General features: G+C 62.5%; 18 protein-coding genes and 1 pseudogene. 11 read left to right on the forward strand and 8 right to left on the reverse strand.

Translation table 11 applies throughout. The features are described from left to right. Nucleotides 1-94: 94 nt before the first annotated feature. The 8 genes from tssH to NX780_RS17360 are packed head-to-tail and all read right to left on the reverse strand — an operon-like array spanning nucleotide 95 to nucleotide 9,347. Nucleotides 95-2,728, reverse strand: a complete 2,634-nt coding sequence (tssH, locus tag NX780_RS17325) for a type VI secretion system ATPase TssH (protein ID WP_258829131.1) — start codon at nucleotides 2,726-2,728, stop codon at nucleotides 95-97. Between the two features lie 36 nt (nucleotides 2,729-2,764). Further along, nucleotides 2,765-3,844: a type VI secretion system baseplate subunit TssG gene (gene tssG / locus NX780_RS17330; protein ID WP_258829132.1), complete on the reverse strand. Its 1,080-nt coding sequence runs from the start codon at nucleotides 3,842-3,844 to the stop codon at nucleotides 2,765-2,767. Further along, entirely contained in the window at nucleotides 3,808-5,652 is a 1,845-nt protein-coding gene (tssF, locus tag NX780_RS17335) for a type VI secretion system baseplate subunit TssF (RefSeq protein WP_258829133.1), read from the reverse strand. Before tssF ends, tssG begins: the two co-directional genes overlap by 37 nt. Beyond that, nucleotides 5,653-6,129, reverse strand: coding sequence for a type VI secretion system baseplate subunit TssE (tssE, locus tag NX780_RS17340; protein ID WP_258829134.1), 477 nt, complete (start codon nucleotides 6,127-6,129; stop codon nucleotides 5,653-5,655). A gap of 32 nt (nucleotides 6,130-6,161) precedes the next feature. Next, complete coding sequence (locus tag NX780_RS17345; RefSeq protein WP_258829135.1) at nucleotides 6,162-6,653, reverse strand: Hcp family type VI secretion system effector; 492 nt, start codon at nucleotides 6,651-6,653, stop codon at nucleotides 6,162-6,164. Nucleotides 6,654-6,686: 33 nt separating this feature from the next. Beyond that, nucleotides 6,687-8,189, reverse strand: a complete 1,503-nt coding sequence (gene tssC, locus NX780_RS17350; RefSeq protein WP_370663624.1) for a type VI secretion system contractile sheath large subunit — start codon at nucleotides 8,187-8,189, stop codon at nucleotides 6,687-6,689. A gap of 2 nt (nucleotides 8,190-8,191) precedes the next feature. Next, entirely contained in the window at nucleotides 8,192-8,704 is a 513-nt protein-coding gene (gene tssB, locus NX780_RS17355) for a type VI secretion system contractile sheath small subunit (protein ID WP_258829136.1), read from the reverse strand. A 34-nt stretch (nucleotides 8,705-8,738) separates the two neighbouring features. Continuing rightward, a complete protein-coding gene (locus NX780_RS17360) occupies nucleotides 8,739-9,347 on the reverse strand; it encodes a tetratricopeptide repeat protein (protein ID WP_258829137.1) in 609 nt (202 codons plus the stop codon). 230 nt (nucleotides 9,348-9,577) lie between these two features. Between NX780_RS17360 and tssK the strand changes: the two genes are divergently transcribed. The 11 genes and pseudogenes from tssK (at nucleotide 9,578) to NX780_RS17415 (ending at nucleotide 22,325) form a co-directional block, all read left to right on the forward strand. Further along, complete coding sequence (gene tssK / locus NX780_RS17365) at nucleotides 9,578-10,918, forward strand: type VI secretion system baseplate subunit TssK (RefSeq protein WP_258829138.1); 1,341 nt, start codon at nucleotides 9,578-9,580, stop codon at nucleotides 10,916-10,918. A gap of 12 nt (nucleotides 10,919-10,930) precedes the next feature. After that, nucleotides 10,931-11,698, forward strand: coding sequence for a type IVB secretion system protein IcmH/DotU (icmH, locus tag NX780_RS17370; protein WP_258829139.1), 768 nt, complete (start codon nucleotides 10,931-10,933; stop codon nucleotides 11,696-11,698). After that, complete coding sequence (locus NX780_RS17375; protein WP_258829140.1) at nucleotides 11,698-14,604, forward strand: type VI secretion system Vgr family protein; 2,907 nt, start codon at nucleotides 11,698-11,700, stop codon at nucleotides 14,602-14,604. Before icmH ends, NX780_RS17375 begins: the two co-directional genes overlap by 1 nt. Nucleotides 14,605-14,611: 7 nt before the next feature. After that, complete coding sequence (locus NX780_RS17380) at nucleotides 14,612-16,540, forward strand: peptidoglycan DD-metalloendopeptidase family protein (protein ID WP_258829141.1); 1,929 nt, start codon at nucleotides 14,612-14,614, stop codon at nucleotides 16,538-16,540. Nucleotides 16,541-16,542: 2 nt separating this feature from the next. Continuing rightward, the gene (locus NX780_RS17385; RefSeq protein ID WP_258829142.1) at nucleotides 16,543-17,379 is read left to right on the forward strand and encodes a hypothetical protein; all 837 of its coding nucleotides are present in this window, start codon (nucleotides 16,543-16,545) and stop codon (nucleotides 17,377-17,379) included. A gap of 785 nt (nucleotides 17,380-18,164) precedes the next feature. After that, nucleotides 18,165-18,898, forward strand: a pseudogene (locus tag NX780_RS17390) (IS3 family transposase); the annotation flags it as partial. A 199-nt stretch (nucleotides 18,899-19,097) separates the two neighbouring features. Continuing rightward, the gene (locus NX780_RS17395; RefSeq protein ID WP_258829143.1) at nucleotides 19,098-19,379 is read left to right on the forward strand and encodes a hypothetical protein; all 282 of its coding nucleotides are present in this window, start codon (nucleotides 19,098-19,100) and stop codon (nucleotides 19,377-19,379) included. Continuing rightward, entirely contained in the window at nucleotides 19,380-20,486 is a 1,107-nt protein-coding gene (locus NX780_RS17400) for a hypothetical protein (protein ID WP_258829144.1), read from the forward strand. Nucleotides 20,487-20,596: 110 nt separating this feature from the next. After that, on the forward strand, nucleotides 20,597-20,980 hold the full coding sequence (locus NX780_RS17405; protein WP_258829145.1) for a T6SS amidase immunity protein Tai4 family protein: 384 nt from the start codon (nucleotides 20,597-20,599) through the stop codon (nucleotides 20,978-20,980). Between the two features lie 205 nt (nucleotides 20,981-21,185). Further along, nucleotides 21,186-21,803, forward strand: coding sequence for a hypothetical protein (locus tag NX780_RS17410; protein WP_258829146.1), 618 nt, complete (start codon nucleotides 21,186-21,188; stop codon nucleotides 21,801-21,803). Nucleotides 21,804-21,821: 18 nt separating this feature from the next. Beyond that, nucleotides 21,822-22,325, forward strand: coding sequence for a hypothetical protein (locus tag NX780_RS17415; protein ID WP_258829147.1), 504 nt, complete (start codon nucleotides 21,822-21,824; stop codon nucleotides 22,323-22,325). Nucleotides 22,326-22,338: the final 13 nt, after the last annotated feature.

Raw genomic sequence — 22,338 nt, forward strand, 5'->3', positions numbered from 1 at the left:
CCTTCCACCATCTTTACAGGATGTTCCATTTTACCGATGTTTCCAAGACACATTTTTCTGAGCGTGCGCCCTCATGCGCTACGGGTAAGCGCTGCTACGCAATGCTGTAGCTGAACTTGCCGTCTTCATCGGCCGTCACCGCGATGCGCTCGATCGCGCCTCCCTCCGCCATGCGCGCCAGCACCGATTCCGCCACTTCCGGCAGCAGCGTGCCGTTCAGGATGTTGTCGACGTTGCGTGCGCCCGAATCGACTTCCGTGCAGCGCGCCAGCACCGCCTCCACCAGCGCCTCGTCGTACTCGAACGCCGCCTTGTGGTTCGCCGCGATACGCTCGCCGATGCGGCGCAGCTTCAGTTCGATGATGTTGGCCAGCACGTCGTCCGACAGCGGGTAATAGGGCACCACCTTCAGGCGGCCCAGGAAGGCCGGCTTGAACTGCTTGACCAGGTAGGGTCGGACCATCTCTTCCAGCGCATCGGGCGCCGGCAGCTCTTCCTCGCTCTTGTTCAGGCAGGCCTGCATCATCACGCTCGAAGCCACATTCGAGGTCAGGATGATGATGGTGTTGCGGAAGTCGATCTCGCGTCCCTCGGCATCGTCCATCACGCCCTTGTCGAAGACCTGGAAGAACAGCTCCATCACGTCCGGGTGGGCCTTCTCCACTTCGTCCAGCAGCACCACGCTGTAGGGGTTGCGGCGCACCGCCTCGGTCAGCACCCCGCCCTCGCCGTAGCCGACATAGCCCGGCGGCGAACCCTTCAGTCCCGAGACGCTGTGCGCCTCCTGGTATTCGCTCATATTGATGGTGATGAGTTTGCGCTCGCCGCCGTACAGCACATCGGCCAGCGCCAGCGCCGTTTCCGTCTTGCCCACGCCCGACGGTCCCACGAACAGGAAGACGCCCTTCGGCTTGTTCGGATCGTCCAGGTTGGCGCGCGCCGTGCGCACCTGCTGCGCCACGGCTTCGATGGCGTAGGGCTGGCCGATCACGCGCTCTTCCAGCATGGGCTTCAGGTTCAGCACCGTCCTGATTTCGTCCTTGACCATCTTGCCGAGCGGGATGCCGGTCCATCCGGCGACGATCTCCGCCACCACGTGGCCGTCGACCTGCACCGGGACCATCGGCGTTTCGCCCTGCAAGGTGCGCAGCTCGCCGGCTAGGGCCTGCACGTCCCTGCCCTCCGCCTCGCCGGCCTCGATGGCGCGGCGCGCCTCGACGATCTGGGTGCTCAGCGCTTTTTCGCTTTCCCAGCGGGCGGCCAAGGTGGCGCGGCGGTCCGCCAGAGTGGCCGCTTCGCGCTCCAGCTCCTCCAGGCGGGCGCCGTGCTGGCTGCCACTGGCCTGCTCGCGGCGCAGTGCTGCCGCTTCGGCTTCGATGCGCTCCAGGCGCCGCGCGGTGTCCTCGATCAGGGCCGGGGTGGCGTTCTGGCCCAGGGCCACCTTGGCGCAGGCGGTATCCAGGACGCTGATCGCCTTGTCCGGCAGCTGGCGGCCCATGATGTAGCGGTGAGAAAGGCGCACCGCCTCGGTGATCGCCTCGTCGTAGATGCGCACGCCGAAGTGCTTCTCCATCAGGGGCGCCATCCCGCGCAGCATGGCGCAGGCCAGCTCCTCGCTCGGCTCCTCGACCTTGATCACCTGGAAGCGCCGGGCCAGCGCGGCGTCCTTCTCGAAGTACTTCTTGTACTCGCCCCAGGTGGTCGCCGCGATGGTGCGCAGCTCGCCGCGCGCCAGCGCGGGTTTGAGCAGATTCGCGGCATCGTTCTGGCCGGCCTGGCCGCCCGCGCCGATCATGGTGTGGGCTTCGTCGATGAAGAGAATGATCGCGTGCGGACTCTTCTTCACTTCGTCGATGACGTTCTTCAGGCGGTTCTCGAACTCGCCCTTCACCGAAGCGCCGGCCTGCAGCAGGCCCATGTCCAGGGTATGGATCTCGACACCTTTCAATACATCCGGCACGTCGCCTTCTGCAATGCGCAGGGCCAGTCCTTCGACCACGGCGGTCTTGCCCACGCCCGCCTCCCCCGTCAGGATCGGGTTGTTCTGGCGCCGCCGCATCAGGATGTCGACCGCCTGGCGGATCTCCATGTCGCGCCCGATCACCGGATCGACCTTGCCGTCGCGTGCGCGCTGGGTCAGGTTGGTCGTGAACTGGTCGAGCGCGGGGGTCTTCGAGGCCGGGCTGGTGGTCAGCTCGCCGACCGGGTCGCTGCCCTCTTCCTGTTTCACCTCGTTGAATACCGCCTCCTGGGAACCGGCAGCCAGCCTGTCGAGATTGTGCTTGATCTGGTCGACGTCGAAGCGGTCGAACAGCTTCGAGCCGCGGTAGGCCAGCTGCGACAGCTCGGGGTCGCCCAGCAGGGCCTGCAACAGGTGGCCGCTGCGGATCGCAGCCGGGCGGCCCGCCGGGATGTCGAGCGAGGCGATCAGCCAGGCATGCTCGAACAGCTTGGGCAGGCGCGCCGAGAACACGGGCGTGCGGGTGTTGCCGGTCTTGAGGCGCGCGATCTCGGCCTGCAGGTCCGCTTCCAGCATGCCGGCGGGGATGCCGCTCTGGCGCGCGATGATGGCGAAGTCGCTTTTCGGCTGTTCGAGCAGGGCCAGGAACAGGTGTTCGAGATCGACCTCGTACTGGCCGGACGCCACGCATAGCCCGGCAGCGCGGGTGGCGGCGTTGCGGCAGGTGTCGTTCAGTTTGCCGATCAGGGTCTTTAGGTTCAGGCTCATGCAGGCTTCCCTTGTTAGTCCAAATTGTCAGGTTTGTTATAGGGTGTGGACGTCGTAGCGCACGTCGTCCCGGTCGGGCGACCCGCCATCGAGAGTCACCATGAAGCTGTCCCAGCCCAGGCGTCCGCCGCCCTCGTCGAGCGCGGTGCCGCGCACGTCCTCGCCGTGCAGCACTAGCTGGATTTCGTATTCGAGCGTCACGCCCGTCATCATGGACAGCATGCTGGAGAGCGCCCGCGCCGCCTTCCCGCCCGGCAGGAAGGCATCGAAACGGGCGCGCCGCAGCGGGCCGATCACGATGCGCATGCACAGGTCGCGCTGCCAGACCCGCGTGCCCGCCATCGCGCCCGCGCCGAGCAACGCGGCGCCGAATCCCAGGCGGCTCTGCTGCTCTTCCGGCACGTCGTACCAGCGGCCGACGAACTGCTCGGCCTTCACCTGCTCCCCGAAATACTCGGACAGCACGCGCGCGATCTGCACCGCGGACGCCGGCTTGTGGCGGATGCTGGTGCCGAAGTAGCCGATCGATTCATCGAGCAGCTCGCCATGGCTGTCGTCCACAAAACGGCGCCGCAGCGCCTGCGGTCCGAGCCCGGCCAGCGACAGCAGCAGCGGCAGGAAACCGTCGCGGCCCTCGATCTGGTACTTCAGCTCCAGCCGGTACTTGCGCCAGGCTTCGTAGAACAGGGCCAGCGATCGGTTCGAGAAGGTATCCAGGAAAGCACGTGCGCTGTCATCCTTCTCGTGCAGCACCTGGCCGGCGATGCGTTCCGTGTAGTGGGCCGGCAGCGCGCCCGATCCGCCCAGCAGGCCCATGAAGGCGGGCGTAATGCGGATGTACTGCAGGCGCGGCGCTTCTTCCGCGTCGGGCGCCGTGCGTCCCGGCGCCGCCTCCGGCGGATCGGCGCGCATCGCTTCGAGCTCGCTGGCCGGAAAGCTCAGCCGCGTCGAGTTTTCGAAACGCAGGTGGCGCGCCACGGCGCCGGCGCCGACCCGGCCATGGCGCTTGAACCACAGTTCGAGCAGGCGCACCGCCTGGAAGTACTGGAAGCGCTGCGGCTGGGCGAACAGGCGCTCGATTACAGCAGGCTCGAATCGCCGCTTCGGGGGCTGCATTTCAATAATTCTTCTCCGGTTTTGCTGGATACCACGACGAGCTGGGTGAAGCTGTTGGCATGCACATAGAGGCCCAGGAAGCGCTCGACCACATGGGCGAACGCGTGGATGCCGCTGCCCACGAAGGCTTCCTCGTCGATGGTGAGGCGCACCTCCATGCCGCGCACCAGGCTGGCGAAGGGATTCCCCGGCAGCCAGGCGTGGGTCGGTTTGTAGGCGACCGCCGCGATGCCCCCGACCTGGCGCTGCGAGGCGGGCGAACGCGGCAGGTCGTACATGGCCAGCATCTCGCGGAAGGCTTCCACGCCCCCTTCGCTGAGCGACAGGTGGTTCAGCGACAGGTGCGAGATCAGGCGCCAGTGCGCGCCCCCGCCCTGCTCGAAGCGGTGCGACAGCGTCGGTTTGCGCAAGAAGGAGATGGCGCCCACGCGCGCGCCGCCCTCCATGAACAGGTCGCCGCCGCGCTGGCCCCAGGGCAGCTGGGCCGGCAGGTCGCGGTTGGTGCAGGTGAGCTCCAGGCTCAGGGTATCGGTTTCGATCGCCGCCGGGTCGAAGTCGATGTCGACGATCGAGATCTCGGTCTCATAACCGGGGCTTTGCAGGGCCAGGTTCTCGTCGCGCCGCATCACCCAGTAGTGCCCGTTCTTCTCCGGCGTCTGGCCGTGGCGCAGCGAATAGAAGGGACGGAACCGGACGATGGTCTCGCCCTGCGGCGTCTGGCGCACCAGGTTGACGGAATCGATCGACACCACCTCGTAGGCAAAGGCCCGGCGCGCATCGGCCACCACGGGATAGCTGGCGCTGGTATGGGTCAGGCGGATCGGTTCGCCGCGCTTCCTGAACAGGTTGACCACCGGGGTGCAGCCCAGGCGCAGGTTCTGCCTTGACAAGGTGCCCAGCATGCGCGCCAGGTTGGAGTCGGCGCGCACGCCGTTCACGGCCAGGTGCAGGGTCACGGCGCGGCATCCGGCCGGCAGGCGCGCCAGCAAGGCGTCCGTGTCGATGTCGACAAAATTGAACTTCTCCGGGAAGCTGAAATATTCCGTCAACAGGCGGTATGCCGCATGCGAGCGCGCCGGGAAATCGATCAGGGCGTCCTGCTCGTCGAAGCCGGCCGGATGCAGGGGCACGGCGTCGAGCTGGATCCAGCGCCCGCTATTGCCGTCCTCGGCCCAGGCGGAGACGCTGCGCATGAACAGGGCGTCGCGCAAGGCCGCGCAGAACGATGCTTCGCCGTCGAGGAAGACGCGCAGGCGCCCAAGGCCCAGCTGGCGCAGGCCGGCCTGGGGCGAGCTGCCCGACAGGGTGATGCTGATGCCGGCCCCGGCGCCGGCCGGCAGGCGCACGGCGGCGGGCGCCTCCAGGATCGGGCTGAAGGAGGCGGCACTCAAGAGCACCGGCGCCACGGTGACCGGATAGGCCGTACGGAAGTTGCAGTCGGCGCCGCGCACCTTGCGGCTGCCGAGCAGCGTGCCGCGTTCGATGCGGGTGGCGCTGGTCAGCTGGCTGGCGGCGGCCGCATAATCCATCTGCACGATCGAGCACGATGGGAAGGGCTGCAGGTAGTGCGGATACAGCACCGCGAACAGCGCTTCGGTGAATTCGGGGTAATCGTCGTCGAGACGCTTGGCCACGCGCGCGTTGAGCAGCGCGAAAGCCTGGATCATGCGTTCGATGTGCGGGTCTTCGCAGACCTCGCCGCCCATCAGGAGGCGTCCGGCGATTTTTGGATAGCGCTCCGAGAATTCGCGCGAGTAGCGGCGCAGGAATCCCAGTTCGCTTTCGTAATACGGCAACAACTCTTCCATCTAGACTCCTGCCGCGCGGCGTCCCCGGCTGATCGTGTAATGCTGGCTGGAGGGTTGCAGCACGGCGTCGAAGTTGACCGGCTCCTGGGCGGCGTGCACCACCAGCAGCGCGGTAATCGAAAAATTCAGGCAGTTGACCGCGTCATCGCGCAGCTCGAGCGAGGCCCGCACATTGCGCAGGCGCGGCTCGTGGCGCGCGATCGCCTGCTCGAGGCAGGCGCAGATATGGGCGCGGTCGTCGAAGCTGGACAGGGACCGGCCGGCGAAATCCTGAAGACCGTAGGTCACCAGCGATCGCCGGCATTCCGGGAACTGCTTCGGCAGCAGTTCCGGAATGGCGATGCGGGTGTTGAGGAGCGCTTCGAGATCGCGCGCGACCGAGTCCTTGAGTTCTTCGATCGACATGCGCAAGGGAGCGCTGCCGCGTGCCGGCCCGTCCATCAGGCGGTCCATCAGTCCCGGAACGTAGCCCTGCATGTTTCAGCTTCTCCCTTGTGCAAACGCGCCGATCAGGCGGTCTTGTTGGCCGACAGGTCCCAGCCGCCCGAGGTGTTGCCGCCCGCGCCGCCGCCGACCTTCTGCTGGGTGTACTTCCACTTGACCTTGGAGTACTTCAGCTTGACGTCTTCCGCCAGGATGTCGCCCGGGGCCACCGACGGGGCCACGCTGCTGATCAGGACGTTCTCGAGTTCGATCTCGAAGTACTTGACGCGCTCGCCCTGGCCGTCGGCGCGCAGGAATTCGAACTTCGCCTTCGGCAGGGTCTTGCCCGACGAGCAGTTCTGCAGCAGCAGCGGGGTCGACAGGTCGGCCAGCTTGGAGATCACGATGTCCTTGTGCTCGGTGCGTTCGGCGGTGTGGCCGCCACCGGTGGAGGCGGTGGCCGACTTCGGCTGCAGCACTTCCCAGTTGACGGACTTCACCTCGATCCAGTCCTTGTGGCCGGTGTCGGCGGATTCGCCCTTGATTCCGTCGATTTGGAGGTAGACGTCGATTGCCATGGTGTTCCTTTCAGTTGTGATGAACGATTACGGTTACGATTTGGTCGATGCGGGAAGCTCCGCGACCAGTCGGAGGGAAACGGACAGCTCGTCGAGCTGGAAGTGCGGACGCAGGAAGGAGACCGCACGGTACACACCCGGACGGCCCGGCACTTCCGACACCTGCACCGATGCTTCGCGCAGCGGGAACTGCGCCTTCTGCTCCTGGCTCGCGTTGTCGTCCAGCAGGACGTATTGCGCCAGCCAGCGGTTCAGGAAGTCCTCGACGTTCGACGCGGCGGCAAAGCTGCCGATCTTGTCTCGCATCATGGCTTTCATGTAGTGGGCTATGCGCGACACCGCGAAGATGTATTGCAGCTGGGACGACAGCACCGCATTGGCGTTGGCCGCGTCCGAGTTGTATTTCTTGGCCTTCTGGGCCGACTGGGCGCCGAAGAAGGCGGCGTAGTCCGTGTTCTTGCAGTGGACCAGCGAGATGAAGCCGAGGTCCGACAGCTCTTTCTCGCGGCGGTCGGTGATGGCGATCTCGGTCGGGCACTTCAGGGCAACCTCGCCCTCGTCGGTCTTGAAGGTATGGGTCGGCAGGTTCTCGACCAGGCCGCCGCCTTCCACGCCGCGGATCGCCGCGCACCAGCCGAAGTCCTCGAAGGCCGAGGTCAGCTTGGTGGCGAAGGCGTAGGCCGCGTTGCACCACAGGTATTTGTGGTGATCGGTGCCGTCGACATCCTCGACGAAGTTGAAGCCCTCGGTGGTGGCGCCGTCCAGCGGGTTGTACGGCAGGCGGCCGAGGAAGCGCGGCAGGGTCAGGCCGACGTAGCGCGCGTCTTCCGACTCGCGGAAGGACTTCCACTTGGCGTATTCGACGGTGTCGAAGACCTTGGCCAGGTCGCGCGGGCGGCCCAGGTCGGCGTAGCTCTCGAGACCGAACAGCTCGGGCGAAGCGGCCGAGATGAAGGGCGCGTGGGCGGCGGCCGCCACGTGCGACATCTGCTCGACAAAATACATGTCTTCCGGCTGGCGGGTGATCTCGTAGTCGCCGATCAGGGCGCCGAAAGGCGCACCGCCGAAGGTGCCGAATTCTTCCTCATAGACCTTCTTGAACATGGTGCTCTGGTCGAATTCGAGGGCGCTCTGGAAGTCCTTGACCAGCTCGCGCTTGGTCGCGTTGAGCATCTTGATCTTCAGGTTGGTGCCGGTGGCGCTGTTCTTGACCAGGTAGTGCAGGCCGGTCCAGCTCGATTCCAGCTTCTGGAATTCGGGCGCGTGCATGATGGTCGAGAGCTGTTCGGAGATCAGCTTGTCCAGCTCCGCCACGCGCGCATCGATGGTGGCGGCCAGGTTATTCGACACCACCACGGTGCCTTCCAGCACCTGGCTCACGAGTTCGGAGATCAGGTCCTTGGCGCGTTCGTGCTCGGTGCTCGACTTGGCCACCTTGCTCTGCTCGACGATCTGGTCGAGCAGCGCGGTCTCCTGGGTTTGGGCGCTTGTTTGCATGACTTCGGCGTTGACGCCTGGCGTGACTACGGCGGACATGATCAGTCTTCCTTCTTGACGTTGGCTTGCTGGCCCAGCTCGGCCAGTTTTTCGGTGCTGTTCAGGACATCGTTCAGGAGGTCCTCGAGCTTGTCGTTGCCGGCCATCTTGTTGCGCAGGTCGGCCAGCTTGGTGCGCGCTTCCAGCAGTTTGCGCAGGGGCTCGACCTGCTCCACCACGGCTTCCGGACGGAAGTCGTCCAGCGAGCGGAACTTCAGGTCCACGCCGATCTTCGTATCGTCCCTGGCCAGGGTGTTCTCGACCGTGAAGGCGGCGCGCGGCTCGATGCCCTTCATGACTTCGTCGAAGTTGTCGCGGTCGACGTTGACGAAGCGGCGGTCCTTGAGGCGCTTCTGCTCCACCTCCGACTTGCCGGCGAAGTCGCCGACCACGCCCATCACGAAGGGCACTTCCTTGGATTCGATGGCGTCGCCGATCTCGACGTCATAGGTCATCTGCACGCGCGGCGGACGGATCTTCTGCAGGCGCTTCTGGACACTTTCATTCTTGGACATGGTTTCCTCTTGTGGTGGAGTCGTGGGGGCAGGCTCAGTTCAGGCCCTCGAAGGGATTGGCATTGGCGCTGGCCGTCTTGCCGGCCTTGCTGCGCTTCTTGGCGGTGCGGGCCGGCGGCTCCGGGCGCTCGCGTTCGCGCACGTTTGGCGCCGGCGGCGGCACCAGCACCGTCTCGCCCAGGTTCTCGCGCAGCAGCTTGGCCAGCTCTTGCGATTCGGTCTTGAGCGATCCGGACAGGTTGTTCTGGCGACTCAGGTCACCCAGGGCGCGGGTCGACAGGCGCAGGCCGCTGATGGCGATGATGCTGTTGGCCAGCTTGTCGTTGGGGTCGCGCACCAGCACCTCGAGGGCGGCCTGGATGGCGTCGCCGTACTGGCCGGCCTCAAAGCGGGTCTGGGCGATGTGGGTCCAGGGCGCTTTCTCGGCCGGGTAGGCGGCCGCGCCCTGCTTCCACAGCGTGACGGCCTGCTCCTTGTTGCCGCTGGCGGCTGCCTGGCTGGCCTGGGACAGCAGCTCGTCCAGCTTCGGGGGACCGGCAGGAACGGTCGGGGTGGAACTGCAGGCGCCCAGCAGGAGGGCGAGGCTAGCGGCGGCGCCGAGGCGCTTGAAGGAGCCGGAGAGTGCGGGGGTACAGAAGGTCATGCCTATCCTTTACGGGTAACTAAAGGTTATTACTTTTGTTAAATACTGCACGTTCGGCGGCACAATACCAGAAACTAAAAATTCCCTATTTTCAATTGAAACTCACAAATTCTCACAACGCGCAACCCGCGCACGATTGAAAACATGTGTCACCCGAGAAATGGGGAAATGTTACTATCAGCCCAATTTTTGCAGGCCGCAGTAAGCCGGCCCAGAGGGAAAACGATCGGATGACGAGCAAAGTCTTATGGGGCGAGGGGTTGCTCCTACGCCCACAACACTTCCAGCAGCAGGACCAGTACCATGAGCGGCGCCTGCATGAGAGCCTCCAACTGACCCATCCTTATGCATGGGGGGTAAAATTACTAAAAGTCGATACTGAGGCGCTGGCAAGCAATGTACTGAGAGTCATAGCGCTGTCTTTACGCTTCCAGGACGGCGAACTCGTCGATGCCCCCGCGAATGACGCCCTGCCGGACAGCGTCGACCTCTCGACCCTGCTGCAGAACCAGCAGAGCGTGACCTTCTACGCCGCCCTGCCCGCCTTCAAACCTTTTGGGGGCAACTTCGCCCAGCCCGGCCAACCCCAGGACAGCGCGCGCTACCTGCAGGACAACCGCGAGACGCCAGACCTCTACACCCAGGCCGCCCACGCCCAGCTGGCCTACCTGAAGAAAACGGTGCGCCTGGTGCCCGAGCACGAGCCGCGCGATTCCTACACCAGCTTCGCCCTGCTGCGCCTGCGCCGCGTGGCGACCGGCGGCTTCGAGCTGGACCCGGACTTCGTGCCGCCCAGCGTGGCGGTGCAGAGCGCCCCAGTGCTGGCTCACCAGTTGCGCCGCCTGCTCGACGCCCTGCAGGCCAAGGTCAGCGCCCTCTACGGCCACCACCGCGAGCCGAGCCGCAACGTCATCGAATACCGTTCCGGCGACATGTCCTCGTTCTGGCTGCTGCATACGGCCAGCACGGCCTATGCCTCGCTGACCCACTACTTCCACCACCCGGCCCTGCATCCGGAGCGCCTGTTCGAGCAGCTGCTCGGCCTGGCCGGCTCCTTGATGACGTTTTCGAAGAGCTGGCAGCTTTCCGACCTGCCGTCCTACCAGCACGCCGACCCGGGCCCGGGCTTCGCCAGGCTGTACGCGATCATCCGCGAGCTGATCGATACCGTGATCTCCTCGAAGTACTTCTCGATCGCGCTGGAAGAGGTGAAGCCGTCCTACTACCTCGGCAAGCTCGACTCGGGCAAGATCGACGAGAAGACCGCCTTCTACCTGGCGGTGACGAGCGGCATGCCGGTGGTCGAACTGGTGAACGCGGTTCCGCTGCGCCTGAAAGTGGGCGCGCCCGACGACGTCGACAAGTTCGTGCTAGCCGCGATGCCGGGCGTGCGCCTGCAGCACGCGCCCCAGGTGCCGGCCGCGGTGCCGGTGCGCCCGGACACCGTCTACTTCCTGGTCGACGCCAAGGGCCAGATGTATGAACGCATGCTGCAGGCCCAGTCGGTGTCGGTGTTCGTCCCCTCGAGCATGAACGACCTGCGCCTGGAACTCGTCGCCGTCACCGCTTAAACCGACCACGCCATGAACACCATGACCGCCCCTTCCCTGATCGGCGCCGCGCCGGCGCCGGCCCTTGACAGCAATGCGCCGCAGTCCTTGCTCGACCTGATGTACGACGGCTTCTACGCCCTCTTCATGCTCAAGAACGGCAACGCGCCCAAGAACGACGGGGAGTTCGCCCAGCGCATGACGCAGTTCCTCGACGAATTCGGACGCGCGGCCAAGAAACAGGGCGCCTCGAGCGAGGACATCGACGCCTCCAAATACGCCTTCTGCGCGGCGGTGGACGAGATCATCCTGCGCAGCCGCTTCACGATCGCCGACCGCTGGGCCACCAATCCGCTGCAGTTGACCCTGTACGGCGACCAGCTCGCCGGCGAGAACTTCTTCAACCGCCTGGAAGCGCTGCGCGCGCGCGGCAGCGCCCATCTCGAGGCGCTGGAAGTCTTCCATATGTGCCTGCTGCTGGGCTTCCAGGGACGCTATGCGCTGGAGGGCACGGAGAAGCTGAACTACTTCACCTCGCGCCTGGGCGAGGAGATCGCGCGCATGAAGGGCAAGCGCGGCGGCTTCGCCCCGCACGCGGAGCGCCCCGACCAGGTGGTGCACAAGCTGAGGAACGACCTGCCGATGTGGGTGCTGTTCACCGTCTTCGCCCTGATCTGCGCCCTCGGCTACATCGGCCTGCGCACGACGCTGGCCGGCAATACCGAGCAGCGCATGGCGGCGCACAACGACGTGGTCAAGATGGCGCCGCGCCAGGCCAACCTGACGATCACGCTACCCTGATGGAACCGTTCGACCTGCTCGCCGCGGCAGGCCAGGCGCTTGGCCGCTTCGGCACCAAACTGTCCCAGCATGCGCGCCTGGTTACGCTGGCGAGCAGCCAGGACGGCGCCCTGCCCGAAGCCCTGATGGCCGAGCGCCTGCGCGGGCGCGAAGCGGTGAACGAGCTGTATGCCTTCGAAGTCGACGCGCTCAGCACCTCGACCGACCTCGAGCTCGAGGGGTTCATCGGCGAGGAGCTGACCGTCACCCTGCTCCAGCCTGACGGTTCGCGCCGCGCCTGGCACGGCCTGTGCACGGCGGCCGAGTGGCTGGGCGCGGACGGCGGCGTGGCGCGCTACCGCCTGCTGCTGGAACCTGCGCTTGCCCTCTTGCGCCTGCGCCGCGACAGCTACATCTTCCAGGACAGGAACGTCCAGGACATCGTTACCGAACTGTTCGCCGACTATCCGCAGCTGCGCTTCGAGTTCGACGTCTCCCAAGAGCTGGCGGCGCGGCCGATCAGCACCCAGTACCGCGAGAGCGACTACGATTTTTTTGTCCGCCTGATGGTGTCCGAGGGCCTGTCCTGGCGCTTCGAGCACGACCAGGCGCCAGACTCCGGCGACGGGCAGTCGCGCCACAAACTCGTGATCTTCGACCGCCAGGCCGAAGCGCCCGACACGCCAGGGAACCCGGCGCTGCGCTTTCACGGCGTGCGCGCTACCGATGTAGATGACGCCATCGACCATTTCGGCGCACGGCGCCAGGCGGCGCCGAATGCGGTGACCATCAGCAGTTGGGACCCGGCGCAGCTGCTGGCGCCAAACGCGGAACTGGCTTCCACGCTGGATACCGGCGAACTGCCGCCCTTGCCCGTGTACGACGGCAGCGGCGAGCGCATCGCCAGTAGCGGCGCCGACGACCACGCCCAGCTGATGTTGCACGCACTGGAGCTGGACAACAAGGTGTTCGAGGGCCAGGGCGCGGTGCGCCGCCTGGCGCCGGGCTACCGTTTCGAACTCGCACAGCACGAGCGCTATCCCATAGGGGAAAACGCCTTCAAGACCCTGTGGGTCGAGCACGAGGCGCGCAACAACATCGACGCCGGCATCGCCACCGCGGACCGCGCGGGCTGGATCGAGCCCGGCACCTACCGCAACCGCTTCGGTTGCGTGCGCGACGCCGTCGTGATCGTGCCGCGCGCCACCGCCCTGCCACATCCTCACACGGCGCTCGGTCCGCAGACGGCGCTGGTGGTGGGTGTACAGGACGCGACCGCGACCACCGTGCGCGACCACCAGGTGCGCGTGCAGTTCGCCTGGCAGCGCGGTCAGGGAAGCAACCAGGGAGGGCTGGCGCACGACGTCGACGAACAGGGATCAGCCCCTGGCGACGAACGTTCCGGCACCTGGGTGCGCGTGGCCGAAGCGCTGGCCGGGCCGAACTGGGGCTCGCAGTTCACGCCACGCATCGGCACCGAGGTGCTGGTGGATTTCATCGAGAACGACATCGACCGGCCGCTGGTCGTGGCCCAGCTCTACACCGGGGCCGACGCGCCGCCCTTCCCGGCCGGCGTCGATTCCACCGCCAACCACGCGGGCACCATCTCGGGCATCCACACGCGCGGCTTCGACGGCGGCGGCTACAACCAGTGGCAGCTGGACGACACCCGCGGCCAGCTGCGCATGCGCCTGGCCAGCAGCAGCGCGAACTCCCAGCTGAACCTCGGCTACCTGGTCCAGCAATCGCCCGGCAACGCCCAGCGCGGCGCCTACCGCGGCAGCGGCTTCGAGCTGCGGACCGATGCCTGGGCCGTGGTGCGCGGCGCGGAGGGCGTGCTGCTGACGACGCATGCGCGCGCGGCCCAGGGCTCCGGTGTGACGTCGACCCAGATGGATGCCAGCGAAAGCCTGGCTGCGCTCAAGGCGGCGCGGGAGCTCGACACCACCCTGCTCGATGCCGCCACCGCCCAGCATGCCCTCAGCAGCAAAGCTGCACGTGAGGCGCAGCAGGCCTTCATGCTTGATATCGATCCGAAAGAAAAAGGCAAGTACGAAGGCGCCGTCAACGGCCAGGATGCGCTCAAGGGCAAGACCGGTGCGCGCGAGCTCGATGCCGCTTCGCCGGTAGAGCGCTTCGCCGCGCCGCACGTGCTGCTGGATTCGGCGGCCAGCATCAACTGGGCGACGCCTGCGTCGACCGTGGTGTTCGCCGGGCAGCAGCTGCACTGGACCACCCAGGGCGATACGCACATGAGCGCGGCGTACACGGTGTCGTCGGTGGCGGCCGAAGCGGCGAACCTATATGCGCATGAAGGTGGCATCCAGGCGATTGCCGGTAATGGGCCGGTGTCGCTGCAGGCGCATACGGATCAGCTGGAGATATTGGCGGACAAGGAAGTTGTCGTCATCTCGGTGAACGACAGCACCGAGATCAAGGCCAAGCAGAAGATCGTGCTGCAGGCGGGCCAGTCGTCGATCACGCTGGAGGGGGCGAATATCACCTTTGCTTGTCCGGGCGAGTTTTCGGTCAAGGGTGGGCAGCACATCTTCGATTCGGGCGCGTCCAGCCCCGCCCTGCTTCCGGGTTTGCCGACGCAGCTGACGACAGTTCCCATGATTACGGCCGAAAGACCAGGTCCGCACGCGATTACTGTCATGGCCTTCAGTGCAGAAGGTAAGGCTCTGGCGGACGCCAAGGTCAGCTTCTTCGATCCGGTGGCGAAGACGGAGTTTGCTAAAGAAACCATTGGCGGTGGCGGCGAAACCGCCGAGGTGAGCGCGGACCGCAACCAGCCATATCACGCGCTCGTGGGCTATGAAGGCTGGAGCGCGCATTTCGAGGAGGTCCGGGGCCAGGATGACGACGAGGACCTGAGCTTCGACCCTGGAGACCTCGACGAAGACCGCGACACCGAACATTTGTGAGGCCCTGATGCGCAATTACGAAGTTAAAAAAGGCGACACCTTATGGAAGATCGGCAGGAAGCATGGCTTCACCGTCCAACAGCTCGCCGACGCCAACAAGCTCAAAGGTAAGCAGATCCATCGTATCCGCGAGGGACAGAACCTGCTGTTACCCGATAATAAAAACAGTGAGCCCGATACAAGGCTGTCAATCCAGTTTCGCGGACTCGACCACAGCCGATTCACGCCGGCGAAGGTAAAGGTTCAGCACGACGATAATGTCGTCGAGCGTGAGATGGACGCCGACGGCGTTCTTTCGCTTGGCATCTTCGACCATGCGCGTGGCCTCAAGGTCTGGATCGAAGACCTGTCCGCGCAGTTCGTCGAGGTACTCGACCGCTCTATCCTTCCAGTAGGCGAATGGAAGCTTTCGATCGATTCGCGCCAGGTGGCTGCGAAGGGCAATCTGGCGCCAAAAAAGGGGGCTGCCGCCAGCAGTGCGTCGGCAGTCAAGGACGGGACCACGCACAATGCCAGAATCGCCGACGGTGACACTGCCCGAGTCCAGACCCGTATCGAAGCCGGTAAGCCAGTGCACGCGATTGCGTCGATCTACACCGAGGAAAATCTGCGCCTCTCGCCTGGCAACGAGCGCTATCGCAAGTACATCATTGCCGCTGCAAAGAAACACGGGTTAACGCCGCAGTCGCTGGCAGCGCTGATCGACGCGGAGGCGGCAAAGGACAAACAAGGCGTCTGGCAGGAGAAATCGAATTCAACCAAGCCGGACAAGGCACAGGGCCTGGCGCAATTCTTCGCACCCGCCTGGGCGGATGTCTTCCAGTACAACAAATCGCTCCTGCACGAGCGCTGCCAGGGCCAGTCAAAAACCGCACTGCTGGCCAGGCGCCTGGAGGCGGAATATGCAATCGACGGCGCGGCCGCCTATGCAGTACTTAACCTGCGCTCCTTTTCAAAGAGATCCGGTTTCGACGCACAAGCCCTGCCGGCTGAGGACAAGGCCAAGATGGCCTACCTGCTGCACCACGAGGGTCTGGGTGGCACCCTCCGCATTCTTGGCTTGGAGAATGCGTTTACCGATGCGCAGGCGACCAAAATCTTGCGCCAGCAGCTCGGGAGTGCGGAAAAAACCGAGCAGATGATCGCACGATATGACGACGATCCGGTCAAGGCGTACAAAGGATGGCTATTCGGTTACATCGACGCAAAGATCAACGTCAACAACTTTATCGTCAAGGACAAGAGCCACCTGGCGGTCCAACCGCGCGACATCGCTGTGATCGTCAGAAGCATGTCGAAGACTCCGGAACCTGGAAAACCGGCACCGCGTCCCAAGCCGGCGACCAATCCTGCACCCGCCAGGCCGGCTGCCACGACCGCGCCCGCAGGTGCGCTTGGTGCATCCTCCGGATGGCGTGATCCATTAGACGTCTGCACCCTCCGCACTGGCAAGTTGGCAAGCAAGAACTCGGCCAAATTCGGAATGACACGATCTGGCGGCAAGCGCGCGCACCAAGGCATCGACCTCGTGGCGATCCCGGGCACGACCATTTACGCCGTGGCCGATGGAGTCGTCTATACTGCGCCGTCGAAGGATCCCTCGTATCCATACGGCCATACTCTCGTACTTGAAGTCGATGTCGCCGACCTTCCACCGCAACAGGCAGCGCTCGCCAAGCGCTTCAATCCTGGCGAAAAGACCATCGGCTTCTTCTATGCGCACCTCAATGAGTTTTCTGTCCCCTCAGGCCAACCGGTCGACGCAGGCACGCCCATCGGCAAGACCGGCGACAGCGGCAATGCCAAAGGCATGCGTACTGTCGCATCCGGCGCCCACCTGCATTTCGAGGTCAGGAAGAAGGCCCGGCTGCGATCAACTGGCCTGAGCAATCGACTCGATCCCCTTCCATTCATCGTCAATTGCACCAATCGCTAGATATGAACCGCTTTCTCATCTTAACCGCCCTTCTGCTCAATATCGCAGCCTGCGATGCCAGCAACACGCTTCCTGTAGCGCAAAAATCATCAAGCCAATCGGGCCATCCGAAATGCACCAGCACCCCCTGCGGAAATACGGTGAGCGGCAAGGACCCGCAACAGGAAAGGCTCGAGGCAGGCGAGCGCCTCGAGAACGCACTGAGGGCCTCGGACGAGGACCGCCAGCGCTGGAGCATTCCGATCTATTCCACATCCGAGCGTCCCGAAGACCTGACACTGGAAGTCGTCCGCAGCGCCAGGATGGACTTACGCCTGCTGCCGGACCAGGGGCACCTCGCTATCTCCACGCCATCGTCGAGGCACGTGTTCGCGATCGCGCGACCCCGGGGATCCGGTGATGTCTGTCCAGTTTATAACCTGCACGTGATCGACGCCTCCGATGAGCACATTCTGCTCAAGCGGATTTGCCGAAAATTCGAATACAGGCCCGGCAGGTTTGCACGCAGCGTCGCGTATTACCTGTACGACAAGCCAACCGGCACGATGCGCGATATCTGGAAAGCCGGCGCGAGCGGCAAAGACGATCCCTCGCCGGACGCAAAGCCTGTTCCCGTCGTTAAACGGATCGCAAACGGGTACCAGTTCGACTGGTCCGGCGTCGTGCCCGGTAACGCCGCTGGGCAGCCAGTAGAGATCCATAACCGTTTCACGCGCGTGGCCGAGGGCGCCGGGCGCACGCTCAGCTGCGCCAATGTATCGGCCGGGGCAGGGCGCGGAGATGCGTCGGCCTGCGAGGGCGAGTACCTGGAACGCATAGGGCAACAGTCCGCACGATGAGTCCCATACGTATCCTGTGTACCCTGTTTGCGTTCGATTCGTCTGCCCATGTAGGCAGCGCAGCGAATGTCACTCCAATGAAACAGGGACTTCACGAGTGGCCTGTCATGGACGGTAAATTGGTATTGGGCGTGGGCACTTACAAGGATACGACGAGCTTCCGACGCAGCTATAGTTTCTTACTTCAAGCAGGCGCGGGACGACGCTTGGAACCATGTTCCGGTCTTCCAAAAGAATGGCAAAGCGGCGTTACCCTGGGAAAGCGCGAGCAGTGGTGAGCTGACGCTCTCCAACGGTATCGTCGTGCAACGTTCCAGCTCGATTTATTTCGTCGTCGGCCATAAGCGGATCGCAAGTAGCAGCAGCTATGTCGACAAGGGCGACATTACCGCCACATGGAACAAATTGAACACTACGGGGACGATCAACCGGATGGTCCCACTTACCTCATGCAGCCGGTCTTCACGCGCAAGTACCCTGCGTCTGTACTGTCTGTCGAAGACATGCTCGCGCGCGAAGCGAAACTTAAGCCGGCCAGATGAAGTGCTGAATAGCGAACGTATCTACACAATGATCTCAGCAATGCGAAGACTGGGCGCCGTCGCCGGAACGATAGCCGTATATTCGCTCGCACACGCCGGTTCCCCGGGAGGCCTAAGCATCCTTGTCATTCCAACAGGCGCCGCGCAGGCACACGTCGCGCCAATCGGGGCCGACTTCGACTTGAGGTACCCTGACTTTTTCGGACACTTCCGATTGATAAAATCGTCGGAAGGAGCGAACACATGAAATTGAAAACATATACACCTGAGTTCAGGGCCGAAGCAGTGAAGCTGGTGCTGGAACAGGGCTTGTCGCAGGAACAGGCTGCCCAGCGGATCGCAGTGCCGAAAGGGACGCTGGCCAACTGGGTGAGCGCGGCGAAGCGCAGCACAGACCCGGCGGCACCACCGGGCAGCCGAAGCGTCGCGGAACTGGAAGCCGAGTTGGCAAAGTTGCGTAAAGAGCTGGCCGTGGAGCGGATGGAAAAGGAAGTGCTAAAAAAGGCCACCGCGTACTTTGCCAGGGAATCGCTGCCCGGTACGCGTTCATAAAGTCGGTGCGACTCGAGTACCCGCTTGGCCTGTTGTGCCGTGTCTTTGACGTCTCGCGCAGCGGCTATTACGCTGCGCTGGATCGTCCAGCATCGCAGCGTACACAGGACGACGAGAAGCTGAAGATCGCCATCAAGGCTGCTCATGTGCAAACTCGCCAGACGTATGGACCATTGCGCTTGCAGCCGGAACTGGCCGCGCAAGGCTTTGAGGCGGGACATGATCGGATCGTGCGGCTGCGGCGTGAGCTTGGCCTGCGTTGCAAGCAAAAGCGCAGATTCAAGGCAACGACGAACTCGAAACACGCCTATCCGGTCGCACCGAATCTGTTGGAACAGACGTTCGCGCCGATAGGGCCAAACGAAGCCTGGGTCAGCGACATCACCTATGTCGCTACCGACGAAGGCTGGCTCTACTTGGCGGGTAGAAATCTTCTATAACCGCCAGCGGCGCCATTCGCGTCTCGGGTACTTATCGCCAGCATCGTTTGCCGAAGAATTCAGCAGACAGTCGCTGGCTGCTTGAAACGGACGTGTCCACTATTGACAGTACACCTCACAGCTAGACGGCTTTCATCTCGAAGGCGGTTGGGAGCAGATCGTTTTCAATATCGAACGCGGAGACGTGCGCCACGACAGCGTTATCTATTATCCGATCAAAGCGAACGGGAGTCTCGGCAAACCTATCTCGCAGAACCAGGTAAATGCGATGACGGCGGGCATGAATGAGAACCAGAAAACCCTCTTTTTTGAAGAATACTTGGGGGTGCGCGAAAAGATCAACCACCCGAACATCAGCGGCCCATTTGAGACCGGATGGGGCTATGATGATTTCGATGGTGCAGGCCTTTACAGCAAGATCGGCCTGCCAGCCTTACCCGGACAAACGAAAACGATCAATCCGTAAATGAAGACGTCTATTCAACCCGCCATTCTCTCACCTTGGCAAGCCGCGCAAGCGGCAATGCTCTATCACTACGCATCGATCGAACGACTCAGACAGCTTCATCTAATAATTACACAACTCATCAACGGCGTTGTCGATCCTCTGCTGGATCTTGCGAAACAACAGGGTCGTGACCGACATCTTGTGGACGAACGCTGGGGTAACCGTAATACCAGTGAGAACTGGGCAAATAACGCTTGGCCTTTTTTAAAAGATCTGCAAAAAGGCCTTGCTGGCAACATTGCCCTGCGGTCACAAGGTGAGTATCGTGAAACCGGCACTGATCACTACTTGCGAGGTGCTGATCAGTTCTCCATGATGTGGGCAAGCGACGAGGAAGCAGCACGTTTTGAAGCTGCAGCAAATTTAATCAGTCGTTATGCTGGATTGATCGACGACACCCTTGCTCATCCGCAGAATCGGTGGGACGACTATGCACTGATGTATTACTTTCCAGATTTCGTTTCCGAAAATCCTACGCGTCCAATGTTTAAAGTGAGAATGGATATCGTAAGTGAAACAGGTGAAATGCCGCCACAAGCAGGAGTCTACGTTTCCGCTGATGATCCGTTTGCGGCTTTGCAGTTTGCATGGCCTGGCCCGAAAGGTTGTCCATTGCGCTACGCAAACACCTTTAATTCCTTAGGACTGGCTGCCCTGCGTCAAGTTGGACGTAGCAGACTCTGGGTTGATGAAGCGAGAATGTTTGATTTTGCAACGAGGTCGGAATTCGCAAACGAGTTAAGGCCGCGGCTCGAAGTGCTCGGCACGGTATATCCGACAATTGCTCCGTCAGCCGTCGCTCGTGCCGCGTTCGAGCAGAAGCCTTCGAAGTGGTACTTTGTCGAGCAGTTGGATGAGCCACGGGTCGCGACGAAGCTCGAATGGAACGACAGTGATGACGACAAGGATGCCGTCCGACCAGCCGCTGGGGAGATCGCCTCCGTCAGTGGTTATTACTATTCTCCATCACGCCAGAACTCGAGACGCTTCATTGCTGCAGGCGAGGTCGCACCAGATTTTGGCAACGATTATGGAACAACAATCTGGCAACTCGAGAAAAGGTGACACGTCACTCTATGGAATGGGGCGGATTGTGGTGATAGCTGCTATTTCACCTTTCCTCCTCTGCTTGGACTGGAGCCAAAGACTACCGAGATTCTCTTCTGGGAGCTTATATGAAATATTTGAAAGCCCTACTTCTGTTGGCAGTCTTACCTGTCATTAGCCATGCCGGCACGCTTTCCTCAGCCAGAGACACTCTCACGAATTGGGGACTTGCTTATTGCATTAACGCTGTCAGCAATGATAAGGTGATCAATATTGAAGCCCAGTACACTATGGGAGCATACTTTCAGCGAGGTGCACATGATAGTGAAGAAGCGTACGATAAAGTGCGGAAGTATTTTTCTCGCCAGCTTCCCAGTAAGCACCTCGTCGACAGGGATACCGGTAAAGTCAGGCCATTTGTTACCTGTATGGAGCTTCTACAGACTGCAGAGTTCAAACGACTCATCATCAAACAAGATAAGCACGTTCATCCTGATCAAGATGAGAAATAGCATCTCGAAAATGCGCTCGAAGGGAAACCGACGATTCCCTGCATCGTCCGGATGACGATCTACCTTTCACAGCCCTACTACACAAACCCGATGCATGTGCCAGTCCAACAAATCCTGGCTGCTATGCCGACGGAGCCAAGGTAAACTACAGGTCGCGCTTTGCTGATATGCGCGGCCCCCTTCGATATCATCAACAGGGAACTTCATGACGCGCTTTTTCTTACGCGGCTTTCCTCATTCAGTGCTTGCGGCTTGCATCCTCGGCGGCCTCTTTCTAGGCCGCACCGAATCAGCGATCGCCGCGAGCGATGCCGTCGTGCGGACGACGCAGCAAGGTATGCATTCCTGGAAAACGGCAGCGGGCAGGCTGTTCATGGTGGCTGGAACTTACCAGGACACGACCGCTTACCGGCGCAGCGTCTCGTTTTGCTTCCAGGAGAATGATCAAGGCGATTGGCTGCAGGTGCCCATAGTCGAAAGCAAGGTCGACCTGACGAACGAATGGACCACCGCCTCCCTCGGCGAAACGACCCTGCGGGATGCGGCGGTTGTCCCACTCGGAAAAGACGTCTATCTCATCATCGCCAACCGCCACACCGACAGTCCGACGATTGTTGTAAAACGCTACAGGTTGTCGGCGGCTGGAAACGATTATCCGGACGGACCCGCGATGCTTTTTGTCCCAGTATCGACCGCGACTTATCAGGTCGCGAAGCTGAAGTCCGTTGAAGCTGTCCTCGACCGGGAGCTTGCAGCACCAAGTTTGTCCTCGGCTGCCAATCGCGCAATGCCGCGCCAGCGAGAACCGAAGGACAGACAATGACTGACGAGGTGTCCTGACATGCTCCTTGCAATGCAAAGAATCGTTTTGACCTTGTCACTCTTGTCGAGCGTCTTTCTGCTGGGGTGTACAGTTGAGGAATCGAAGAAAAACGTATCTTCCAACACCGATGAGTTGCGGAAAATTGTGGAGATGCCGTTTTCGGTGCAATCCGTTCGCTGGGAAGTTTTCGGTATCCCGGAATACCACGACGGCGTCCCCGGACCGACCGATTTCATTACGCTGGTTGCTGAACTCGAGCACGTCGATAAAGAATCGCTTGGCCACCGCTTGGAGGAACAAGGCGAGGAGTTTATTGTACCGGGCGCTGCGAGGCCTTGGCTCGATCACTCCTTCCACGCCCTGCTCCGGAACAACGAGAACAGCATGCTGGCGCTGCCTGGCACCCACAACTGTCACCGCCACACATCACGGTTGAAGAAGACCTCGAAGCCGGTAAAAGGCTTCATTTGCGGCGACGCCGATCGTGCTCTAGTCTATCTGACCTTGTCTGCCGCAAACTGAACCGAGGAATTTG

Origin of the sequence: Massilia agri (assembly GCF_024753255.1) — a bacterium.
GTDB lineage: Bacteria > Pseudomonadota > Gammaproteobacteria > Burkholderiales > Burkholderiaceae_D > Telluria > Telluria agri.

Coding starts and splice junctions, on each gene's coding strand:
- tssF (WP_258829133.1), bottom strand. CDS start 5,652: ATGGAAGAGTTGTTGCCGTATTACGAAAGCGAACTGGGATTCCTGCGC.
- NX780_RS17345 (WP_258829135.1), bottom strand. CDS start 6,653: ATGGCAATCGACGTCTACCTCCAAATCGACGGAATCAAGGGCGAATCC.
- NX780_RS17400 (WP_258829144.1), top strand. CDS start 19,380: ATGAAGACGTCTATTCAACCCGCCATTCTCTCACCTTGGCAAGCCGCG.
- NX780_RS17405 (WP_258829145.1), top strand. CDS start 20,597: ATGAAATATTTGAAAGCCCTACTTCTGTTGGCAGTCTTACCTGTCATT.
- tssK (WP_258829138.1), top strand. CDS start 9,578: ATGACGAGCAAAGTCTTATGGGGCGAGGGGTTGCTCCTACGCCCACAA.
- NX780_RS17360 (WP_258829137.1), bottom strand. CDS start 9,347: ATGACCTTCTGTACCCCCGCACTCTCCGGCTCCTTCAAGCGCCTCGGC.
- icmH (WP_258829139.1), top strand. CDS start 10,931: ATGAACACCATGACCGCCCCTTCCCTGATCGGCGCCGCGCCGGCGCCG.
- tssC (WP_370663624.1), bottom strand. CDS start 8,189: ATGTCCGCCGTAGTCACGCCAGGCGTCAACGCCGAAGTCATGCAAACA.
- NX780_RS17410 (WP_258829146.1), top strand. CDS start 21,186: ATGACGCGCTTTTTCTTACGCGGCTTTCCTCATTCAGTGCTTGCGGCT.
- NX780_RS17375 (WP_258829140.1), top strand. CDS start 11,698: ATGGAACCGTTCGACCTGCTCGCCGCGGCAGGCCAGGCGCTTGGCCGC.
- NX780_RS17415 (WP_258829147.1), top strand. CDS start 21,822: ATGCTCCTTGCAATGCAAAGAATCGTTTTGACCTTGTCACTCTTGTCG.
- NX780_RS17380 (WP_258829141.1), top strand. CDS start 14,612: ATGCGCAATTACGAAGTTAAAAAAGGCGACACCTTATGGAAGATCGGC.
- tssE (WP_258829134.1), bottom strand. CDS start 6,129: ATGCAGGGCTACGTTCCGGGACTGATGGACCGCCTGATGGACGGGCCG.
- NX780_RS17385 (WP_258829142.1), top strand. CDS start 16,543: ATGAACCGCTTTCTCATCTTAACCGCCCTTCTGCTCAATATCGCAGCC.
- tssB (WP_258829136.1), bottom strand. CDS start 8,704: ATGTCCAAGAATGAAAGTGTCCAGAAGCGCCTGCAGAAGATCCGTCCG.
- tssG (WP_258829132.1), bottom strand. CDS start 3,844: ATGCAGCCCCCGAAGCGGCGATTCGAGCCTGCTGTAATCGAGCGCCTG.
- tssH (WP_258829131.1), bottom strand. CDS start 2,728: ATGAGCCTGAACCTAAAGACCCTGATCGGCAAACTGAACGACACCTGC.